Source organism: Klebsiella sp. CN_Kp091 (assembly GCF_040065095.1).
Taxonomy (GTDB): domain Bacteria; phylum Pseudomonadota; class Gammaproteobacteria; order Enterobacterales; family Enterobacteriaceae; genus Klebsiella; species Klebsiella aerogenes.
On the sequence record NZ_JBEAIO010000010.1, the window covers coordinates 129,955 to 149,977 of the forward strand.

Here is a 20,023-nt window from a genome sequence, read left to right on the forward strand (position 1 = left end):
AACTCCTTATTTGATCCCGGAGAAGCCGAAGCTTCGCAGGAACTGTTTCTGGAAAAGGATGAACGCCAGCATCAGCGGCAGGCAGACCATCAGCGTCCCGGCGCCGATGGTGCCCCACTGGCCGCCGGATTCAGCGCCCATGGCGAAAGAGACCAGCCCGACCGTCAGCACCTGCTTATCGGGATCGTTGAGCATCATCAGCGGCCACAGGTACTCGTTCCAGTGGTAGGTAATGCTGACGGTGGCGAAGGCCAGCACCGATGGCCAGGACATCGGCAGCAGTACGCGGAATAGCACCTGCCACCAGCGGCATCCCTCCATCAGCGCTGCCTCTTCCAGCTCTTTCGGGATGGCGAGGAACGCCTGGCGCATCAGAAACACGCCGAACGCCGAGGTAAAGTAAGGCATCATCACGCCGGTCAGAGTGTTGAGCAGGCCGAAGGTTTTCAGAGTCAGCATGTTCGGCACCATCATCACCACCGGCATGATCATCAGCTGGACGAGAAACAGCAGAAACAGCGTTTTCTTGCCGCGAAATTCGTGGCAGGCGAAGACGTAGCCGGCGGTGGTGATGGTGAGTAGCTGCACGAAGAAAGTGCCGAAGGTAAAGATAAGGGTGTTGGCGTACAGGCTCAGCCAGTCGGCGCTGTCCCAGGCGTCGCGGAAGTTATCGAGGGTCAGCGGCAGGCGCGGCAGCAATGAGGCCATATCTTCGCCGAAGGTGGTGGCGCTGAACGAGGTCGCCAGCATCCAGATAAACGGGCTCACCCATAGCAGCGCCAGGCAGCACATGATTACCGTCAGGGTAAAGGGCTGTGAGCGACGCAGGCGCAACCACAGCGGACGCGCAGCGGCGGGCGAGCGGACCATCAGCGGCGAGATTTCAGCGCTCATAGTGGGCTCCTTTTTCCAGCAATTTCAGGTTAATCAGCGAGAAGGCAAACAGCCCGGCCAGCGTCAGGAAGGTGGCGGCGGAGGCTTTGCCGAGGTCGTGGGTATCCCAGGCGAGATTCTGGATGTAATAGAGCAGCACGGTCGTGGCGTTATCCGGCCCGCCGCGCGTCATCACCGCGACGTGATCAATCTGGGTAATGGAGTAAATCAGCGCGGTGGTGATAACAAAGCTCAGCGTCGGGCGCAGCAGCGGCAGTGTGACCTTAAAAAACACCTGGGTGCGGCTGGCCCCTTCCATCAGCGCGGCTTCCCGCGTCGAGGCCGGAATGCTCTGCAACCCGGCGAGGAAAAACAGCATGTAGTAGCCGGCGAATTTCCACACGCCAATCAGCGCCAGCGCCAGCAGCGCGCTGTTGCTGCGCCCCAGCCAGTTGTTGTTCTGAGGGCCAAATAGCTTCGCCAGATAGTGATCGAGCAGGCCGAGGCCGGGCATAAAAATAAACAGCCACAGCGCGGCGGCGCTGACCATTGGGATAATCATCGGGAAGAAAAAGGCGGTGCGCAACCAGCGGTTGACGCGGTGATTCTCGCTCAGCGCCACCGCCAGCAGCAGAGCGAGCGTCACGCCGGGTACCACCGTCAGCAGGATATAGAGCAGATTATTGACCAGCGATTGCCAGAAAACGCCGTCGGCAAACAGGCGGGCGAAGTTATCCAGCCCGACGTACTGCGCGCCGTCGCTGGCCATGCGGGTATCAAACAGGCTGTCATAGACCGAACGGCCAAGCGGAAACCAGGTAAACAGCAGTAAAAACAACAGGGAAGGCGACAGTATCAGCCAGGGGAGCCAGCGCTTATTCATGGTGACGGGCGTCTCGTTCAGGCGTTTATGGAAGCCCGGATTGTGGGAAGCGATGACTACAGGGGAATGGCGGGGAGATGACGGTTTGATGAAGCAAGGAGAAAAGCGCCGGGCGCACGGGACGCCCGGCGATAAATACCAATCAGAAGTCGGCTTTTAGTACCGCGCGATAGCGGGCTTTGCCTTCGCGCACGTGCTTCAGGGCTTCGTTAATTTGCGACATCGGGAACAGTTCGGTGGTTGGCGCCACTTTGCTACGCCCGGCGAATTTCATCAGCTTACGCAGTTCGGACGGATTACCGGTCGCCGAGCCGGAGATGCTGCGGTCGCCGCCGATAAGGGTAAAGGCCGGAACCGGGAAAGGCTTCATTACCGCGCCGACGGTGTGGAAGTTGCCGCCGTAAGCCAGCGCCTGGAAGTACGGCTGCCAGTCGAGATCCACCGCCACGGTGTTGATGATCAGATCGAACTGACCGGCCAGCGCGGTTAACGCCTGCGGATCGCGGCTGTTCACCACACGATCGGCCCCCATTGCCAGCACTTCCTGCTCTTTAGCCGGGTTGGAACTGAAAGCGGTCACTTCCGCCCCCATTGCCCGCAGCAGTTTAATGGCGATATGGCCGAGGCCGCCGATACCAATCACGCCGACGCGGCTGGTGGCGGTCACGTGGTGGGTCAGCAGCGGTTTGAAGACGGTGATGCCGCCGCACAGCATCGGGCCGGCGGAAGCCAGATCGATGCTCTCCGGCAGCGGGATCACCCATTGCCAGTCGGCGCGCAGCTTATCGGCGAAGCCGCCGCGGTTCATGATGGTCGGCACAGAGCCTTCCAGGCAGTTGATCTGATTGCCGCTGATACAGGCGTCACAGTGGCCGCAGCTGCGCGCTGTCCAGCCGATCCCGACCTTCTGACCAATCTTCAGCCCTTTATCCTGCGCCGCGCTGCCCAGCGCCGCCACCCGGCCAATCACCTCGTGACCGGCGACCAGCGGGTAGCTCGACATGCCCCATTCGTTGTCGATCATCGACAGGTCCGAATGACAAATCCCGCAGTACTCCACTTCGACTTCAACATCTTCCGGCAACAGTTCGCCGGCATCGTACTCCCACAGCGACAGATCGGCGCCCGCTTCTTTGGCGGCGTAACTTTTAATGATGCTCATGTTTGTTTCCTTGGGGTTGGCGTAGTAACGAAGAAAGTGTAGAGCATGGCAACAGGCGTCGCTTGGCATTAGGAGGGGTGGATAAGCGGGCGGACCAGCCGCCCGGGAGACGGTCAGCGGCTGGCAAGCGGCCACTGATTGAGGCGGATGCCGCGCTGCGGCGCGCTCTCGGCAAAATCATCCAGCACCGCCTGCACATCCGGGTCAAGATAGCCGACGTTATCGTGCTCGACGATCACCACGCTCTTTTCCGGAATTTTCGCCAGCAGCGCCAGCAGATGTGGATTGTGTAAAAAGGTCAGGTTCTGCTGGATGCGCAGCACGTAGTGGTCGTCGTAGCGCGCCAGCTGTAGTGAATGGCGATGGCTACGCCAGATGCTGAACGCCACCTGGGTGGCGAGACCAATCCCGATCCCCGCCAGCATGCCGAAGCCGATAATCCCACCAATGGTGGCAAGGAAGGGGACGTACTGTGCGGCGCCCTGGCGGAACTGTTCAATGAACAGCCGCGGCGTCGCCAGCTTATAGCCGGTATACAACAGCACGGCGGCGAGGCTGGCAAGCGGGATTAACGTCAGCAGGCCGCTAAACCACAGTCCGCAGATCAGTAGCAGCACGCCGTGGATAAAGATCGACAGTTTGCTCTGTGCGCCGTTGCTGACGTTGACCGAGCTGCGGACGATGACTGCGGTGATCGGCATCGCCCCGAGTATGCCGGAGAGCAGGTTGCCGACGCCCTGGGCGACCATTTCGCGGTTCGGCGAAGGCGGCGGATTTTGCGGACGCAGTTTTTTCAGCGCCTCCTGGCTGAGCAAGGTTTCAAGGCTGGCGACCAGCGCGAGGGTCAGTGCCACCACCCACACCGACGGATTACGCCACGCGCTCCACGCAGGAGACTCCAGCTCGCCCAGCAGATCGCCGAGGCTACCGAACTCCGGCAGGGTAATGCGCGGCAGGGAGGCAAGCTGCTGTGGCGCGGCCTGGGTCATTAATACGGTGGTGGCACAACCGAGCAGGACAGCGATCAGCGGGCCGGGGATCCAGCGCAGGCTCGTCACCCGGCGGATAAGCGGCGAACCCCACAGCCATAGCACCAGCAGGCCGCCCAGGGCGACGGCGATAGCGCTGAGGGAGAAGGTGGCGTTACCCTGTACGATATCGGCGAGCCCGGTCTCTTCTGCGCTGCCAAGCGCGACGGGGATCTGCTGCATAATCAGCAGGATGCCGATCGCCGCAAGCATACCTTTGATGACGCTGGCGGGAACCAGCGAAATAAAGCGCCCGGCCCGCAGAATGCCGAACAGCAGCTGCAGCACGCCGGCCAGCACCAGCGCCATCAGGAAGATGGAGAAGGAACCCAGGGATTCGATGGCGGCGACGACGATGGTGACCAGTCCGGCGGCGGGGCCGCTGACGGCGAAGCGGGAGGGGCTGAGGGCGGTGACGACCAGGCCGCCGATGATACCGGTCAGCAGACCGACAAAGGGCGGTAAGCCGCTGGCCTGGGCGATGCCGAGGCACAGCGGCAGGGCGACAAGGAAGACGACAATGCCTGCGAGAGAGTCCTGACGAAGAGTATTCATGGGGCATGCTCCTGAGGTGAGAGGTGTTCGACGAGAGTGGTCAGATGGCCAGATGCCAGATCGTAGACGCAGCCGTGCAGGCTGAGCGGCCGTCCGCTGGCGAGCAGCGTCTGTACGGGGTCACAGCCAAGCAGGCGGCTGAACTGGGCGCGAACGTTGGCCTCCACCAGGGCGTTGAGCGCTTCGGCCGCGTCGGTGTCAGTGTCAGTGAGCGTCAGAGCAGCGATATCACCTTGCAGGGTATCGCGCAGCGAGCCGATGCGGCGGGCCAGCGCCGAGGACTCGTGGGCCAGCGGCATCTCCGGCAACGACAGCGCCGCCTGCACGCCGCCGCAGCCGTAGTGGCCGCAGAGCACCACCCGTTCGACCTCGAGATAGTGGAGGGCATATTGCAGTACGCTCATAAAGTTGTCGTCGGCAGGGTCAATCATGTTAGCGATATTACGGTGGACGAAGAGTTCGCCGGGATGGCTGCCGGTGAGCACTTCGGCGGGAACGCGGCTATCGGAGCAGCCAATCCACAGCGAATGCGGCCGCTGCCCGGCTACCAGTTTTTCAAAATATTCCGGGTCATGCTGGCACTTCTGCAGCGCCCAGCTGCGGTTACGCGCCAGTAAAGGTTTTAAGGTAGTCACAGTCTTTCTCCTGAGTAAATTCACCGAGTGAAGATGTCCATCGAGACTCGTACAGCGACTAGTAAAAATAGTATTTACCGGAACTTTCACGCCTGAGGAAAATCCTGGAATAAAGAGCGAAAACAAAACTTTTCATTAATGTAAAGTTATAAAAATATTGACGTAATTAATAAATTCTTAAGGATTGCGGTAATAAGAAAAAGCGATGGGATAGTTTTTTATGGAATATATAAATTAATTACTTTAATTATTCTGGAATCTTATATTGAGTGTTTGAGGAAGCGTAAATGCTTATGGTTGGCGGCGATAAAACGTTGGCGCGATGAGGGGGTAATGTGAGATGGATTTGAGAAAAATTGGGGCGAGATTGGTGATGTGTTGTTCGTAGGGGCAGGGAAGTGAAGGCCAGGAAGCCGGTTTGCTGCGCATTGATGGCTGAAAAATGTGACACCGCACCGCTCGTTTGTAGGATTACGCTGTTTTTTTCAACACTTAGCACGACTGATGCACGCTGTCGCTTGCATGGCGGCTATCGACAGGTATAATCCAAAACGTTTTCCGTATCCCTTCAGTGCCGAAGTGGCGAAATCGGTAGACGCAGTTGATTCAAAATCAACCGTAGAAATACGTGCCGGTTCGAGTCCGGCCTTCGGCACCATTAGTACTTCCAGGACCATCCGAGAAAGTCCAATTACCCCTTAAAAATCAATGCTTACAGCGATTTTTACGTCCTGAGTCGTCCGAGGTTGTCCGTTGAAATCCGGATGTCATTGGGGGCATAATTGGGGGCATCTTAACTTCGATAAGAAATGTGCCCCCAGATGAAGCTCAACGCCAGACAGGTCGAGACCGCAAAGCCAAAAGACAAAACCTACAAAATGACCGATGGCGGCGGTTTGTATCTTGAGGTTTCGGCCAAGGGTTCTAAATACTGGCGCATGAAATACAGACGCCCCTCTGACAAAAAAGAGGATCGCCTTGCCTTTGGTGTTTGGCCTACGGTGACGCTTGCTCAGGCAAGAGCAAAGCGCGATGAAGCTAAAAAGCTATTAGTGCAGGGCATTGACCCAAAAGCCGAACAAAAAGAAGCTCAGGCCGAGAATTCGGGGCATATACTTTCGAAACTATTGCCGTGAATGGAATGCCAGTAACAAGCGCTGGAGTGAAGATCATCGATCGTGCGTTCTTCGCTATCTTGAGCTTTATATCTTCCCTCATATCGGTTCGTCCGACATTCGCCAGCTCAAAACCAGCCACCTGTTAGGCCCGATTAAAAAAGTTGATGCCAGTGGCAAACATGACGTCGCACAGCGTCTTCAGCAGCGTGTCACGGCAATTATGCGTTATGCCGTACAGAACGATTACATCGACTCTAACCCGGCCAGTGATATGGTTGGTGCTTTATCAACAACCAAAGCACGACACTATCCTGCTTTAGCCTCTAGCCGCTTCCCTGAGTTTGTTGCTCGTCTTGCTGCATATCATGGCCGTGTAATGACAAGGATCGCGGTTGAGCTTTCCTTACTAACTTTTGTGCGTTCCAGTGAATTACGTTTCGCGCGTTGGGATGAGTTCGACTTCGATAAGTCTCTCTGGCGTGTACCTGCAAAGCGAGAAGAAATTAAAGTCGTGCGTTACTCAAACCGGGGTATGAAGATGAAAGAGGAGCATATCGTTCCTCTCAGTCGACAGGCGATGATTTTGTTAGAGCAGCTTAAGCAGATTAGTGGTGATAAAGAACTGCTGTTCCCATGGGATCACGACGCCGCCAAAGTTATGAGTGAAAACACGGTGAATAGTTCGTTGCGTGCCATGGGTTATGATACGAAAACCGAAGTTTGCGGACATGGTTTTAGGACGATGGCGCGTGGTGCGCTCGGTGAGTCAGGGTTATGGAGCGATGATGAAATTGAACGTCAGTTGAGCCACACTGAGCGTAATAATGTCCGTGCGGCTTATATACATACTTCTGAGCATTTGGATGAACGTCGATTGATGTTGCAATGGTGGGCTGACTATCTTGATACTACCAAGATAAACCCCATCACTCCTTACGATTTTGGAAGCTCTAAAATCTAGTGAGCATTTTAAAAGTCATGTAAATAACTAGAGATGTAATTATTTGTATTTGAATAATAACAAATTAAAATCAAAATGCTCTTGAAATACCTTATAAATCAAGGTAAAAAATCCTAAATGTGAATAACTTTTAGGTGTTCTAATGGATAGTAATGAACTTAGCCAACTAATAAAGTTACAAATTGCTAGTAAACCTCCGGAAGAAGAAATATCTAAGGGATCTTTTACTAACAACTACACCGGGCAAAACGAAAATTTCAGAATAACCTTTGGCTGGGATATTTTTACGGCTTACTCCTGCGATATAAAATGGAAAGCTTTCAGATTACAGTTAGCTGCATATTTGGATACGCTATCTGAAGATGAAAGAGCAGAAGAAGAAAAGAAGATTCAAAGCGAAGATGATCATTGGGAATGGTTTAATAAATCACTGTTACTAAAAAGTGATGAGTATAAATGGTTCTTTCTTAGAGTCGATGATGAGATACAGGCTGCTTGCTTAATCTACCATCCTAAGCAATCGGTACTTTCTACTCAGAAACTCTTTTATGTTGAATTTATAGCTGTAGCCCCTTGGAATCGATATCATTCACTGGGTGATAAAAAATTCTCAGGAGTAGGCACTGTATTCTTAAAGGAAATAATGAGACATTGTAAGGATGTTTTAAAATTTCAACCGGGAATGTGCTTACATTCTTTACCGCAAGCACAAGGTTTTTATGAGCATAAACTTAAAATGATCCACTATGTTCAGGCAGATAAAGATGGCTTGTGGTACTATGAAATGCATGAGGATAAATATCTTGACTTTGTGAGGGCTATATAATGGTTAATGATGATGAGCTTTTTTTAGGCCGTTATAGTTCTAACGATTTCAGTGGTTTTTATTTAGAGTATAAAGAGTTTATTAATAGACTGAATACTGCTCCGGCAAACGTCAGAAAGCAGTTTATGCATGATGATAAAACTTATGATTATAATAAGCTTGCAGTGCTTTTTAATAGTTATAAGGACAAAAATAGTCAGATTCTATTCAGGAAGTCTGATAAAGCGAAAGACTTTATTATTGATCTTTGGTTATGTAAGGTAAGGAACAAAGTTCGTGTTCTTGAAATGCTTTCATTACCCACTTATAATAAAGTAGATGAGGCAATTGTTTCTGAAATATTGAAGATTAGTTCAGAGAAAAATGGACATATTAAAATTTCAGCCGAACTAATTAAGCTAGGGATATTGGTTGTTTTTGAAGAGTCTTTTCCTGGACTCAATCTTGATGGGGCTGTATACACAAATAAGCAAGGTAATCCTATAATCGCTTTAAGTCTCCGTCACAATCGAGCAGATAACTTTTGGTTTACTTTAGCACATGAGTTGGCCCATATTATTCTTCATTATGATAAATTAAATGAAGTAATAATTGATGATATAGATGAGTCTATTGCACATACTCAAGGAAAAGAATTCGAAGCGAATAAGTTAGCTGGGGAATTGTTAATACCTAGAAGAATTTGGCGAAGTTGTCCTATAAAATATTCAAACTCAACATTTGAGGTTGAACAGTTTGCGGATGAAGTAAATATTCACCCAGCGATAATAGCTGGAAGGATTAGAAGAGAAAGAGCTAACTATACAATATTTACGGATTTAATTTATAAAGAAGATTTACGAAAGGACTTGTTTTAATGAATAATTACATTCCATTTTTGAAGCTCAAAGGTAGTGAGATCAGTGCATTAAAAAATTTGCATTCTACACACCCACAAATTAATCCTGAACCATTCTTTGATTTTCCAAGGAAAAAACTTAAAAAATCAAGGCGTGAACCTGAAGCCGCTATTAAGAACAAAGAGGAATTGTTTGCTGGGGATCTGATTAGGTTGCATAGAAAGTTCGAGATAAATTTAAAATTCTTAAATCATTTTTATATGGATAATTATGATGTTGAGGATACTATAAAGTACAATGGGGCATATAATTATGTCGGTATTATTGATACTTTCGGCCCTCTAGGAATGATCTCGGTTATAGGTTTAGATAGGCATCCTGACCATCTATCGGCTATTAAAAATGGCTTGACTAATGGTTCCCTTATTGTAAATAGAGTTGCCGTAAGATTAACACAAGATGATTTTGAATGTTATGCACTATGTCGAACCTCATTAATTAATTTATTAAGAGAACTATATTCGCTATTTGATGATGTTGATGTTGTTTTCGATTGTAGGATTTGTAAGGAAAATTCATCAATTATCTTGCATTCACAAATAATGGAATTTTTAGTTTCACTTAAAAATGATGGGATCTATTTTTCTAAAACTATTGTAACTGGTTCGACTATTCCCGCATCTATATCTGACATAATTCAAACAAGAGATGAAAAAGAAGTAATTAGAGAAGAGGTTTTGATTTATGAAAATGTTTTATTAAAATCTTTAGAGGTAGATGCGGTTATATATTTAGGAGATTATACTTGCGTCAGTCCTGAATATTCAGATGTTGAATTGTTTGATGAGGATATGGATAATGTTACAACAGCTAAATTAATTTATCCATTCGATAAAAAAATTCTTTTAATTCGCGGTGGAAAGTTCAAAACCGATAGAGGGGAATTAGGTAAATTGGCAAAAAAACTAATCGCCAAAACGACGATTTATCGAGGCAAGCCTTATTCTACTGGTGACGGTTATTTACATGACAAGGCTAATAATATAGGAAAGCCAGCAACTGCATCAACTATAGTCCCTCATTTAGTTAATCTACATCTGGTTTATATGTTTAATAAATGAACTCTTTCTTTTTTCAAGTAAGGAACTGATTTTTTCGTTCAGTTCCTTTTTATTAATTTTTAAGGATATTTCTCTAGAAATATTTGTTCTGTTCATTTCCGATTTTTTTAGATGTAGGCCATAATCATCCATGAGAGATATCATTTCTTCCTTCCATAATGTTTGTAAGGCAGAGTTTTTAGAAATATTAATGTTTTCAGCCGCTTTTCTAATATATCTCATTTTAACTTGGCCATTATGATGGAAAGCAATAATTATTCCCCAAAATGAGGGTGCAATATTCAAAGCTCGAATTAAATGTTTTTCAGTAGTAACCAAAGTTATTTTGGGAAATGTTTGATTGTAAAAAAAACCTTGTGAATGAAGTCGTTCGATTTTATCACCGTCGCCTTTAATTTCATAACAATGAAGCTGCTTGTATACAGCTACAACATCCGCTATGGCATTTCCATTATCTATGGGCAATTCATGAATGATACGTGCGGGCTTTTGTTTTCTAGATAATAGCATTTCCACTAAACCACATCTTATTTCTTTATCATTCAGAATCATAGAAACACCGTACTTAATTTATAACGCAAGCAAATTTGTTAAACATAATTGACCCTTGTAATGAAAAATCCCGTTCGTCAATCAGTTAAACAAGGTTCTTGTTAAAAGTATAACAGGGACTTCAAAACTAAGAAATCTTTTGATGATGTACGGAAAGTGCAGCATAGTCATCATAATAGAAATAAGATTTCATGTGTATCTTTATGATAAATAATGTTTTTGTACGCTCATTTTCAATCTGCATCAGTGCAAGGCATCATAGGTTACAGTAGCCACTCGATCTCAAGTTTTGGCATCTCCGTGCGCAGCCTCGCCCGCCTAGCTTAACAGAATGGTTTTCATGCATCCTGCAAATCGTCTCAGAACCGACCCCCAAGGGCTTTCGTGCCAAAAATAGTGCATAAGACTCATGCGTTTTCATGCGCCATAGACATGCACTCATGTGCTCTCAGTGTGATCTCCTCCCTGAAAACAGTACCAGTCTAAACTGAAGTCTCCGGTCTTTCTTCGATCTCACAGAGAGGCACATCGCCATGAAAAAGACCCGTTATACCGAAGAACAGATCGCGTTTGCGCTGAAACAGGCCGAAACCGGCACCCGCGTCGGGGAAGTCTGCAGAAAGATGGGCATTTCTGAGGCCACGTTTTACAACTGGAAGAAGAAATTCGCCGGTCTGGGCGTAACGGAACTGCGCCGTCTACGGCAACTGGAGGATGAAAATCAGCGGCTGAAGAAACTGGTGGCAGACCTGAGTCTGGACAAGGAGATGCTGCAGGAGGTACTGAAACAAAAGTTCTGAGGCCGGCTCAGAAGCGCCAGGCGGTGCATTTTCTGCAGGAGGCCTATCGTATCAGTGTCCGCCGGGGATGCGGGTTGCTGATGCAGAGCAGAACTGTCTACCACTGGCAGAGCCGGCGTGACGATCGGGCGATAACCCTGCGTATCCGGGAAATAGCGGAAACCCGGATACGGTACGGTTGCCCGCGTATTCATATCCAGTTGCGGCGGGAAGGCTGGCAGATTAACCACAAGAAAACACACCGGATTTATTGTCTGGAAGGCCTGAATTTGCGCAGAAAGCGCCCCCGCAGGCATGTCAGTGCCGCACGCCGCCAGCAGCGCCCGGCCCTGACGCATATCGATCAGTGCTGGAGTATGGATTTAGTGTCGGATAGTCTGTTTAACGGGCGGCGTTTTCGGGCGCTGACTGTAGTGGATAATTATAGTCGGGAGTGTCTGGCGATCCATGCCGGAAAATCGCTGAAAGGCGAGGATGTGGTCAGCATAGTGGAAGCATTACGGGTGCTGGATAAACGCCTGCCGGTACGTATCCAGACGGATAACGGCAGCGAGTTCATCTCGAAAAGTCTGGATAAATGGGCGTATGAGCACGGTGTCACGATGGACTTCTCCCGTCCCGGGAAACCGACCGATAACCCGTTTATTGAGTCATTTAACGGCAGCCTGCGGGACGAATGTCTGAACATTCACTGGTTCCTGTCACTGGAAGATGCGCAGGACAAACTCGACAAGTGGCGCAGGGAATATAATCATGAGAGGACGCATTCATCACTAAATGACATGACTCCGGCTGAATTTATCCGGAGTCTGCAAAAAGACGAAGATCTCTGATTTAGCACTGCACTGAATTTGGGCCAGGGTCAAAAACCCGGAGCTCTCAAAAAGTGCGTGGAACTAAAACAGGTGTGCTTACAACACCTCTGGTGTGCAATTTTTAATAGAAAATACTGGCAATTAGTGACTGTTCTATTACATACTTATAAAACAATAATATATTCTTAATGGTATAGTTCAATGACTTACTATGATGCGCGGGTGATAAAAAAATTAGCCGAAGATGCTGAGGGATTTATTGTGTTTTTTCAGGAGTGGATTGATAAAGTAGAGCTTGAACCAGCTTTGAATGTTCTCAAAATTTCAGCGCTTTACTATAATCGCTTATCTGAACAATCTGAAGATGATTATACGTGTTATTTTGGTCAATGTATCTATCTGCTTTTAGTCCGTTTTCCTTCTCATTGTGATGAGATTTTAAAGATGGAGAAGGACTGCCGTACTATTCATGTGGCATATAATGATTTTTTTAGACGCATTAGGGTTATGAATGAACGTTTTTACAGGAAAGAGGAATATAAGCTTAGTGCATTTTTAATTTTTTCTGAAATAAGCTTGAGTGTTATGTGCTCACTCCTTGATGATATACCAAGCAGTCGGCTTGAATCAATTTTTCCCATCATATTTAGAATGCATGGACTTCCACTGTCGGAAGATGTCACTCCACATAATGTAAAATCAATCAGTATGATATTTGACCAAGTGTGCAGTTATACTGGTAACATATTTAAAGAGTTACGGCATTCTAATTTTCTTGAAATTGAACATCATTGTTCAGAGGAAGCAGTAAAAAATGCAGGTGGTTGGATAAAAGAATGGGACGATTACGATTCACTTAATCGTATCAGTGATCTTTTCCGGTTTTGTAATGCAAAGGTTAACTATTTAGATTTGAATAACATCTCCATAGAAGTGAATGAGGATTGTATTTATAAGGATTATGAGGTTGCACGCTCAAGATTTACCATGAGGGGGACGGGGGTCTATTATGAAATTCAGAGGGTTTTGGAAGAAAATCCTAATTTCATTGAACAACTGAAGTCGATAGTTCCTGAGTGGATTAATGAAAACGATTTTTTCCCCATCGCTTATTTTAGTGAAATGGAAAATATGTCACCGGAGGATTTATATATTGAGTATGGGGGAGTTAATATTTATGCATGGATACATGCATATGGAATATTAGTGGCGATAGCGAAACAGGAGATGGTTGAACGTTTCCGCAGAACAACGCCTGGGAAATTACAACTTAAAGATTGGGTTATTTATCATACTCGTGATGAATGGATACGACTTTTTGTTGAGGGCGGCCTTTGTTGGGTTACTGCGGCATTAGTCACTGATTACTTTACATTTGATGATAAAGCTTTAGATATAAATGATTGCCCGTTACTACAATGTAACGATGGTCTTTGTATGTTGCCTTCCATTGTTTCAATGAGTTGTGTGACTCGCTCACTATTATCACTTTTTAGTGCCAAAAATATTTCAATCGATGATAAGGGAAAAGTTCACGAACGAGAGTTTATTCAGAAGGTCAGGAATTCTAAAATTTGTGCTGCTCAACTTTCAGTACGAAAAGATTATGACTGTGACTGCGCAATGGTGATTCAAGATCATTTATTCTTTGTTGAGTTGAAATCTAATGGACATCCGGTACATTTTAATCGCTATTACCAGACGCTTGTGAATATTAATGGTGGTAATGTTGCACAGAAAACTAAAACCTCTTGGATTAAACAAGTGACACGATATGCTAATTATTATTCTACTCAATTAGAATTGGTCCGAAATGCTCTAGGTTTACCCGCGGGATGGAAGCCAAAGTGTTTTCATAAAATGATTGTCACCACCTCGGTGTTTGGGGGGATTTATCATCAAGAGGGGTGCTTTGTTGTCGATAAAACTGCATTTTATAGCTTTATTGAGCGTATGGTGAGTGTAACTACCGAAGTGAAAAATGGAATGCGTACACAGATAATTCCTGAAAGTGATCGTTTTTACCATGGTGAGATTACTATTGAAAAAATGCTTGGCTTCTTGAATGAATTACCATCTATTACTGCAAAGCGTCGAAGAGTAAAGCAGCTTGCATATAATGTCCAGTGCGGAGACATAAAATTCTCTTATCCGTTTTTTGATATATGGCCTGCTTTTGAAACTGTACTAAAGGAAGATGGTACAGAAGCTGTTGCAATATTATAGCTCTTTCATGCTTTTAATATTGAGTAACATACAGGGTAAATAAAATTTAGATACAGATACAGATACAGATACAGATACAGGTACAGGTACAGGTACAGGTACAGGTTTTATGTTTTTTATTAAACAGAAACAGTTATGGATACAGATTATATTTTTAATGTCAATTACGAACTGTTGAAATGGATAAATATAAAGTAACTAAGAAGGTGTCATTTTAAATGCATGCCCTTGCTTAAGGGCCTTATCGGTGGTCTACTGATATTGTATCCACTCGCAATGTCTATTTTTTGTATGGATTCTGATTTGTGGGTACAAGTGCGGGTATAATTACTTATTCCTGATTGTAAAATACATTAATATCAGTTTGTTAGGTGTGAAATTCGAGTCCGGCCTTCGAACCCAATCGACAACCAATTCACCTGAAGGCATCTTTTTGTGCCGGAAATTCAGTATCTGTTTAAACACTTCGTGTAACGCATGTGAGTATTGTATTCCCATTAACTATGCTAAGTCAGCTGCAAATTTTTTCGGATAAAAATCTTTCCCTTGTCGATTGCATTGGCGTACGATAAATAAACAATACCGCTGCAATTCAGAGGGATTTTGAATGCCTGTAAACGAGAGGATTAACGCGACATCCGGGACACGTATTAAGCCCGGTGGAACGAGGCTTATAACCACTGGTGAGATTGGGTTAGCAAGAACGCTATTTAGCTACGGTCTCCGGTACAATACAGTGTGGATTCATCGGGAAAGTTATTTGCCGTTCAATCTGCAGCCTACTGATATTGCTATGAGTCCTAACGGAGAAATGTGGTTTAGGGAAGACACCTACTCCCATGATTTTTCAATGGAAGTTGATGTGCAAAAAAAACATAGATTCATGCATGAGTTAATGCATGTATGGCAAGCGCAGCACGGAATGTTTGTTAGAACCAGAGGGTTGTTCTCCCGATTTGCTGATTACAGTTACAGTTTAGACAAGGAGAACATACGACATTATAGCTTAGAACAGCAGGCTTCATTAGTTAGTGATTACTGGTTGTTGCAAGCTTACGGTTTTAAAAATTATCTGTATCTGCCTGCATTACGAGATTATGATCATAAAGAATCTGACTATATATTGCTTCAAAAATATAAATTAGTTATGAAGGGATTTCCACAATGAAGAGATTCGCTATCTTACCTTTAACTTTTCTTATTTCCGGTTGTCCTGGTGGTAATCCTGCGCCACACCCAAGAGATACCATTATTAATGGAGAGCATCTTTGCTTTAGTTTGGATAAAAGGGATGTATTGAATTACTACACTATTGATTCAGGCGAAAACGGTAAGACGCAAACGGTAATGAGTTCTGGTTATGACAAGTTAATGTCATCATATCCTGACAATTGCATCGATATTGAATGGAAGAAGAATCATACTTATGTCATTAACTACGGTTTAAATAATAAAAAATATGTTCATGAATTCTTTATTGATAGTGCTGGGACGTTGACTAAATAGCGGAGGGGTGACTCCGTGACATATAGTCGCGTGCCTTACCTCACCCCCTAAATACCTCTCTCCTGTGCCACTCCACAAATCCCTCTTTCGGGTAACAGTCCTTCCCCTGAGGCAATCCAATTTGCTTACCATCAAAGTCCCAGAACAGCTTTCCGACAATCCCGCCGCCGTTAACCGCGGGAGAAATCTGTACCCGCATATGCTCATCCAGGCCAATCGAACCTTTATCAAACGCTTTGTGGTGAATGGCGCATAGCGCCAGACCGTTGGGAATTTCACATGGGCCGCCGTGCTGCTTCCATTTGATATGCGCAGCCTCCAGCGCGACGGAGGTGTTGTCATGGCGCATATTAAAGCCGCAGATAGCGCATTCATAGTTATAAGCGCGTAGCACCTGCTGGCGGAACAGCGGGTCGCGTTCTTTGCGAATTTGCTGGATATCAAACCCCATCTCATCGGCGATCTCTTCCTGAATACTCTCCGGGAAATGGGCCTGCAGGATCTGATGCGCCAAGGTGTTAATCAGCCTCTTATTCTTGCTCAGCAGCGCGAAGTGCTCTTCGTCAAAGCCGCCCGCGACGTGATAGGTTTCCAGTTCTTTAGAGGGTGGCTGTCTGCTGCCTTCAGTTGAACATTGCTCAGCGTTGCGTAATTCCCAGAAGCCGTCGCCTTTTAGACGCCAGAAGGGCATATCGGGGCGGTATTGCGCGCGCTGTGGACCAAAACGCTCCAGCAGACTATGTAACTCATCACGAACCTCAGAGGCGTAATCGAACATCCGCGTATGTCCGTGCTGGTAATGAGACAACACGTGCAACAATAGCAGAGGTTTATGCGGCGCGCGCTGTTCGCCTTTGCGCCAGATAGTGATATTGGCGATCGCTTGTTGCAGAGTTTTACTAGAAGGCATCGCGTTACGTATTTTGCTAAATAATTGCGATGATGCTCGCAAAACTGCTGTCGATCAAGCCACCGGGATTCGATATCCAACCCAGGTCTCTTTTCAACTATCACCATGATTTATCTATTCGAAATTTATTCCGCTTTCTATCTATAATGAGGTCACTCATCATCAAATAGCTCAGCCATATGAAACGGTTGCCAGATCATCTATCGCGAGAATGCATCATCGAAGCCATCCGCGCATACGACGAGGGTATAGCGCATCAGTTTAAAGACGCGCGTCTGTATGAAGTCGAATTCGAAGGACGTCGTTATCCCTCTAAAGCTATCGTTGGGATAGCGGCCACCATGGCGACGAAAACGGAGTTCACCCCGGCGGATTTCAGCGGTGGGATCAAATCCAAATGCGTCCGTCTGTTGCTGGAACAAGGATTCAAGATCGTTCAGGAGCGAGTAGATGATGCCGGCATTACCCTTTTTCCCGACGAGCTACAGCCGAAAAGTGAGTTTGTGGAAGGGGCTGCGGTTCAGGTTATGGTTAACCGCTATGAGCGCGATCGCCAGGCCCGCGAGGCTGCGTTGCGCTATCACGGTACCCGGTGTCAGGTGTGCGGCCTTGATATGGCTAAGCGCTACGGTGATATCGGCCAGGGCTTTATCCATATTCATCATCTGGTGCCGCTATCGGAGATTAAACAGGACTATCGTTTGGATCCGAAAACTGACCTGATCCCAGTTTGCCCCAACTGTCACGCGATGCTGCATCGGCGAAACCCGCCATATACGCCAGATGAATTAAAAACTCTGATACAATCATAGTAATACTTTCATAAACGGATTTGAAAAATGGCATTATATAATATTGCTGATAAAAATTTAGTTGCGCTGGAAAAAACTACCTACTCAATAGAGGGGCTTCAGGAACGTTACGATTTGCAAGAAGCTATAAAAAATAATATTGATATCCTTGCACCTGATTGTCTTGTCATTGCTGAGGAGTTTTCAGATTGGGAGGACAGCAGAAGACGGATTGACTTATTAGCGATTGATAAGCAGGCTAATCTTGTCGTAATAGAGTTAAAGCGAGATGAAATCGGCGCTCATATGGAATTACAAGCATTGCGTTATGCAGCTATGATTTCTACAATGAGTTTTACAAAAGCATGCGAATATTATCAGTCATATTTAGGTACTGATTCAGATGTTAATGCTAAAGCAAAAATATTAGAATTTATTGGTCTTGAGGAGAATGAGCTCTCTGACTTTGGTAAGGATGTTAGAATTGTTCTTGCTTCAGCTGATTTTGGGAAAGAACTGACCACTACAGCGATTTGGCTGAGAGATAAAGGTGTTGATATTCGTTGTGTTCGTCTTACACCTTACAAGTTTAACGATGATATACTAATAAATGCGGAGCAAATAATTCCGGTTCCAGAATTAGAAGAATATCAAGTTAAGTTCAGGGAAAAGCTGGTTGAGCAAAATATAAGTAGCCAGAAGTCTGAAAAAGATTACTCTGAATATAGGTATAATGGTGGTGTTTATAATAAGCGTAAGTTAGCCCTTGAACTATTTACTGATTGGATAAATAAGCATAATCCCCACAGCCTTGAGGACATTTATACTAAGCTGGGTGAAATTCTCAAAAATCGAACAATTGTTTTGGCTGATCAAGTTCCTGATGGGCGAAAGAATCGATATCATTTGAGTGAAGATGCGGTAATTGAGCTTCAATCTGGCGAAGTTATCGCAATATCGAACCAATGGGGGCTTGGTAATATCCAGCGTGTAATTGATTTTTTACGACGCGATGGTTTTATTATTGAAAAAGTAGAGCAATAGGTAGTAAAAAATATTGCTCAACGCTGCGTTTGCAGACCTGGTGTTGAGCATATTGAGCGTAAATGTAGTGATAATAAATTACACCAACCCTACACCCCATAATCCCGGTACAGCCAATATCCGCCAACCAGCACCACAACATTCAGCACGATGCTAATAATGAAATATGTCCTGAATGGCTGCTTCTGGGTCTTGTGGCGAAAACACTGCTGCCCGGCAATCGCGCCGGGCCATCCGCCAAGCAGGCCGAACGTCAGCAGGGTGGATTCCGGGATCCGGCTCCAGGCTTTACGGGCGGCTAATTTATCGATGCCGTAGATAAGCCAGGTTAGCACGTTCGCCAGCAGGAACCACATGGCGATGGAATAGGGTAGCAACACGCTGCCGACGGCGGCGATGGCCAGCAGGAAGTAACAAAAATAACCGAGCTTCATACAATATCAACAGCGCTTAGCGGTGGCAGAGACGGCAACTATACCTGGTTTGCTAGCTGGCGGTAAGACGCCGATTGTTAATCGCGACAGGTCGACAACTTTACCCCTCCGTTCCCTACCTGCAACCCATTTCCCGCGCCAACCTCCCCGGCTGCGTTTTTAAGATTGCGCCAACGGCCGCCGGCAATGCCGGCCACAGCGTCAAATGCGGACTGGTGCGGCGCTCGATCTCTTCCACCGTCACCTGATAGTCGCAAAAATTAGCATCGCGCGGCGTTGCCTGGTCCAGCACAAATGCCGCATACTGCCCGCTCTGCGGGCCGCTATCGAGGAAAATAATCTTCCAGTAACCGCTGGGGATCTCCACGCCCGGCGCGGCGGGCAGGGTGGCGATATGCCGCTCGAACAGCGGTCCGGTAACCGCATAAACCGCCGTCACCTCCGGGCGCTCGGCTAACGCGCGCTCCGCGTCTTCCAGCCGCGCCCATGCTCCCTGATTCAGCGCCGCTTCCTGCGGGGTGATATTCGACAGATAGTTCAGCGCAGGCCAGTCCGCCGCGCCGCCGAGGCTCGCCAGCGGCGCCTGATGGCCTCGATCGACCGCCAGTAAAGTATTAGCCCGGCGATAGTCGGCGGGCGCCAGGGTATCGGCAGCGGGGAGATCGGGGTCCTGTTTCCATACTCTCTCCCGGTTACTGGCCTCGCTGGCGCGGGTGATTTTATACGCTACCCAGTTGGCCAGCTTACGGTGAGGGTTGTTGTTCAGGGTGTAGGCCGCGCGGAAGAGCGTCTGTTGGCTGCCGCCGGTTGGGCAGCCAACTTCGCAATTATCCATCTTTACTGTCGCGGCATGGCAGGGGGATATCGTGCTCAGGGTGGAAAGTAATAACAGCAAAAATAAACAAGGTGGAAAAGGATTCTGGTTCATCGATAGCGCTCATTGA

Annotated in this window: 18 protein-coding genes, 1 tRNA gene and 1 pseudogene; 11 read left to right on the forward strand and 9 right to left on the reverse strand. The window is 47.0% G+C overall.

Annotated features, from left to right (window positions below):
* Window positions 1–6: 6 nt before the first annotated feature.
* The 5 genes from ABLV17_RS10550 to ABLV17_RS10570 all read right to left on the reverse strand — a co-directional run bounded on the left by ABLV17_RS10550 (window position 7) and on the right by ABLV17_RS10570 (window position 5,136).
* Window positions 7–894 (reverse strand): carbohydrate ABC transporter permease, encoded by an 888-nt coding sequence (locus ABLV17_RS10550; RefSeq protein ID WP_046654732.1) that lies wholly within the window; start codon window positions 892–894, stop codon window positions 7–9.
* Complete coding sequence (locus ABLV17_RS10555) at window positions 884–1,756, reverse strand: sugar ABC transporter permease (protein ID WP_015368525.1); 873 nt, start codon at window positions 1,754–1,756, stop codon at window positions 884–886. The genes ABLV17_RS10550 and ABLV17_RS10555 overlap by 11 nt, the downstream gene beginning before the upstream one ends.
* A gap of 142 nt (window positions 1,757–1,898) precedes the next feature.
* Window positions 1,899–2,918, reverse strand: coding sequence for an NAD(P)-dependent alcohol dehydrogenase (locus tag ABLV17_RS10560; RefSeq protein ID WP_032709732.1), 1,020 nt, complete (start codon window positions 2,916–2,918; stop codon window positions 1,899–1,901).
* Window positions 2,919–3,031: 113 nt separating this feature from the next.
* Window positions 3,032–4,501 (reverse strand): SulP family inorganic anion transporter, encoded by a 1,470-nt coding sequence (locus tag ABLV17_RS10565; protein ID WP_348854235.1) that lies wholly within the window; start codon window positions 4,499–4,501, stop codon window positions 3,032–3,034.
* The gene (locus ABLV17_RS10570; RefSeq protein WP_348854236.1) at window positions 4,498–5,136 is read right to left on the reverse strand and encodes a carbonic anhydrase; all 639 of its coding nucleotides are present in this window, start codon (window positions 5,134–5,136) and stop codon (window positions 4,498–4,500) included. The genes ABLV17_RS10565 and ABLV17_RS10570 overlap by 4 nt, the downstream gene beginning before the upstream one ends.
* A gap of 573 nt (window positions 5,137–5,709) precedes the next feature.
* On the opposite strand from ABLV17_RS10570, the gene ABLV17_RS10575 reads away from it, so the two are divergent.
* The 5 genes and pseudogenes from ABLV17_RS10575 (at window position 5,710) to ABLV17_RS10595 (ending at window position 10,001) form a co-directional block, all read left to right on the forward strand.
* Window positions 5,710–5,794: transfer RNA gene (locus ABLV17_RS10575), tRNA-Leu, on the forward strand.
* A gap of 163 nt (window positions 5,795–5,957) precedes the next feature.
* A pseudogene (locus ABLV17_RS10580) lies at window positions 5,958–7,215 on the forward strand (integrase arm-type DNA-binding domain-containing protein).
* 142 nt (window positions 7,216–7,357) lie between these two features.
* Entirely contained in the window at window positions 7,358–8,041 is a 684-nt protein-coding gene (locus ABLV17_RS10585; RefSeq protein WP_308958167.1) for a hypothetical protein, read from the forward strand.
* Window positions 8,041–8,898, forward strand: coding sequence for an ImmA/IrrE family metallo-endopeptidase (locus ABLV17_RS10590; protein ID WP_308958168.1), 858 nt, complete (start codon window positions 8,041–8,043; stop codon window positions 8,896–8,898). The genes ABLV17_RS10585 and ABLV17_RS10590 overlap by 1 nt, the downstream gene beginning before the upstream one ends.
* Window positions 8,898–10,001, forward strand: a complete 1,104-nt coding sequence (locus ABLV17_RS10595; RefSeq protein WP_308958169.1) for a hypothetical protein — start codon at window positions 8,898–8,900, stop codon at window positions 9,999–10,001. The genes ABLV17_RS10590 and ABLV17_RS10595 overlap by 1 nt, the downstream gene beginning before the upstream one ends.
* On the opposite strand, the gene ABLV17_RS10600 is transcribed toward ABLV17_RS10595, so the two are convergent.
* Window positions 9,972–10,553 carry a sce7726 family protein gene (locus ABLV17_RS10600; RefSeq protein WP_308958170.1) on the reverse strand — a complete coding sequence of 194 codons (582 nt, stop codon included), beginning with the start codon at window positions 10,551–10,553 and terminating at the stop codon, window positions 9,972–9,974. The two genes, ABLV17_RS10595 and ABLV17_RS10600, sit on opposite strands and share 30 nt — an antisense overlap.
* 533 nt (window positions 10,554–11,086) lie before the next feature.
* On the opposite strand from ABLV17_RS10600, the gene ABLV17_RS10605 reads away from it, so the two are divergent.
* From ABLV17_RS10605 to ABLV17_RS10620, 4 genes are all read left to right on the forward strand, one after another.
* Window positions 11,087–12,186, forward strand: a protein-coding gene (locus tag ABLV17_RS10605) for an IS3 family transposase (protein WP_308958171.1) whose coding sequence is annotated in 2 segments (ribosomal slippage) — window positions 11,087–11,342 and window positions 11,342–12,186 — 1,101 coding nt in all. Because the reading frame shifts where the segments join, the coding sequence is not laid out codon by codon here.
* A gap of 183 nt (window positions 12,187–12,369) precedes the next feature.
* Window positions 12,370–14,394 carry a hypothetical protein gene (locus ABLV17_RS10610; protein WP_308958172.1) on the forward strand — a complete coding sequence of 675 codons (2,025 nt, stop codon included), beginning with the start codon at window positions 12,370–12,372 and terminating at the stop codon, window positions 14,392–14,394.
* Window positions 14,395–15,001: 607 nt separating this feature from the next.
* Window positions 15,002–15,562 (forward strand): type IV secretion protein Rhs, encoded by a 561-nt coding sequence (locus ABLV17_RS10615; protein ID WP_308958173.1) that lies wholly within the window; start codon window positions 15,002–15,004, stop codon window positions 15,560–15,562.
* Window positions 15,559–15,900, forward strand: coding sequence for a putative T6SS immunity periplasmic lipoprotein (locus ABLV17_RS10620; protein WP_047075944.1), 342 nt, complete (start codon window positions 15,559–15,561; stop codon window positions 15,898–15,900). Before ABLV17_RS10615 ends, ABLV17_RS10620 begins: the two co-directional genes overlap by 4 nt.
* A gap of 40 nt (window positions 15,901–15,940) precedes the next feature.
* On the opposite strand, the gene ABLV17_RS10625 is transcribed toward ABLV17_RS10620, so the two are convergent.
* Window positions 15,941–16,810: a phosphorothioated DNA-binding restriction endonuclease gene (locus ABLV17_RS10625; protein WP_047066029.1), complete on the reverse strand. Its 870-nt coding sequence runs from the start codon at window positions 16,808–16,810 to the stop codon at window positions 15,941–15,943.
* A gap of 179 nt (window positions 16,811–16,989) precedes the next feature.
* Between ABLV17_RS10625 and ABLV17_RS10630 the strand changes: the two genes are divergently transcribed.
* Window positions 16,990–17,622, forward strand: a complete 633-nt coding sequence (locus ABLV17_RS10630) for an HNH endonuclease (protein ID WP_047046119.1) — start codon at window positions 16,990–16,992, stop codon at window positions 17,620–17,622.
* Between the two features lie 27 nt (window positions 17,623–17,649).
* Window positions 17,650–18,645 (forward strand): membrane protein, encoded by a 996-nt coding sequence (locus tag ABLV17_RS10635; protein WP_045386873.1) that lies wholly within the window; start codon window positions 17,650–17,652, stop codon window positions 18,643–18,645.
* A gap of 89 nt (window positions 18,646–18,734) precedes the next feature.
* Here the strand turns inward: ABLV17_RS10635 and ABLV17_RS10640 are convergent, their stop codons facing one another.
* Complete coding sequence (locus ABLV17_RS10640) at window positions 18,735–19,079, reverse strand: DUF1294 domain-containing protein (RefSeq protein ID WP_308958174.1); 345 nt, start codon at window positions 19,077–19,079, stop codon at window positions 18,735–18,737.
* A 115-nt stretch (window positions 19,080–19,194) separates the two neighbouring features.
* On the reverse strand, window positions 19,195–19,914 hold the full coding sequence (locus tag ABLV17_RS10645) for a DNA/RNA non-specific endonuclease (RefSeq protein WP_348854237.1): 720 nt from the start codon (window positions 19,912–19,914) through the stop codon (window positions 19,195–19,197).
* Between the last annotated feature and the right edge of the window lie 109 nt (window positions 19,915–20,023).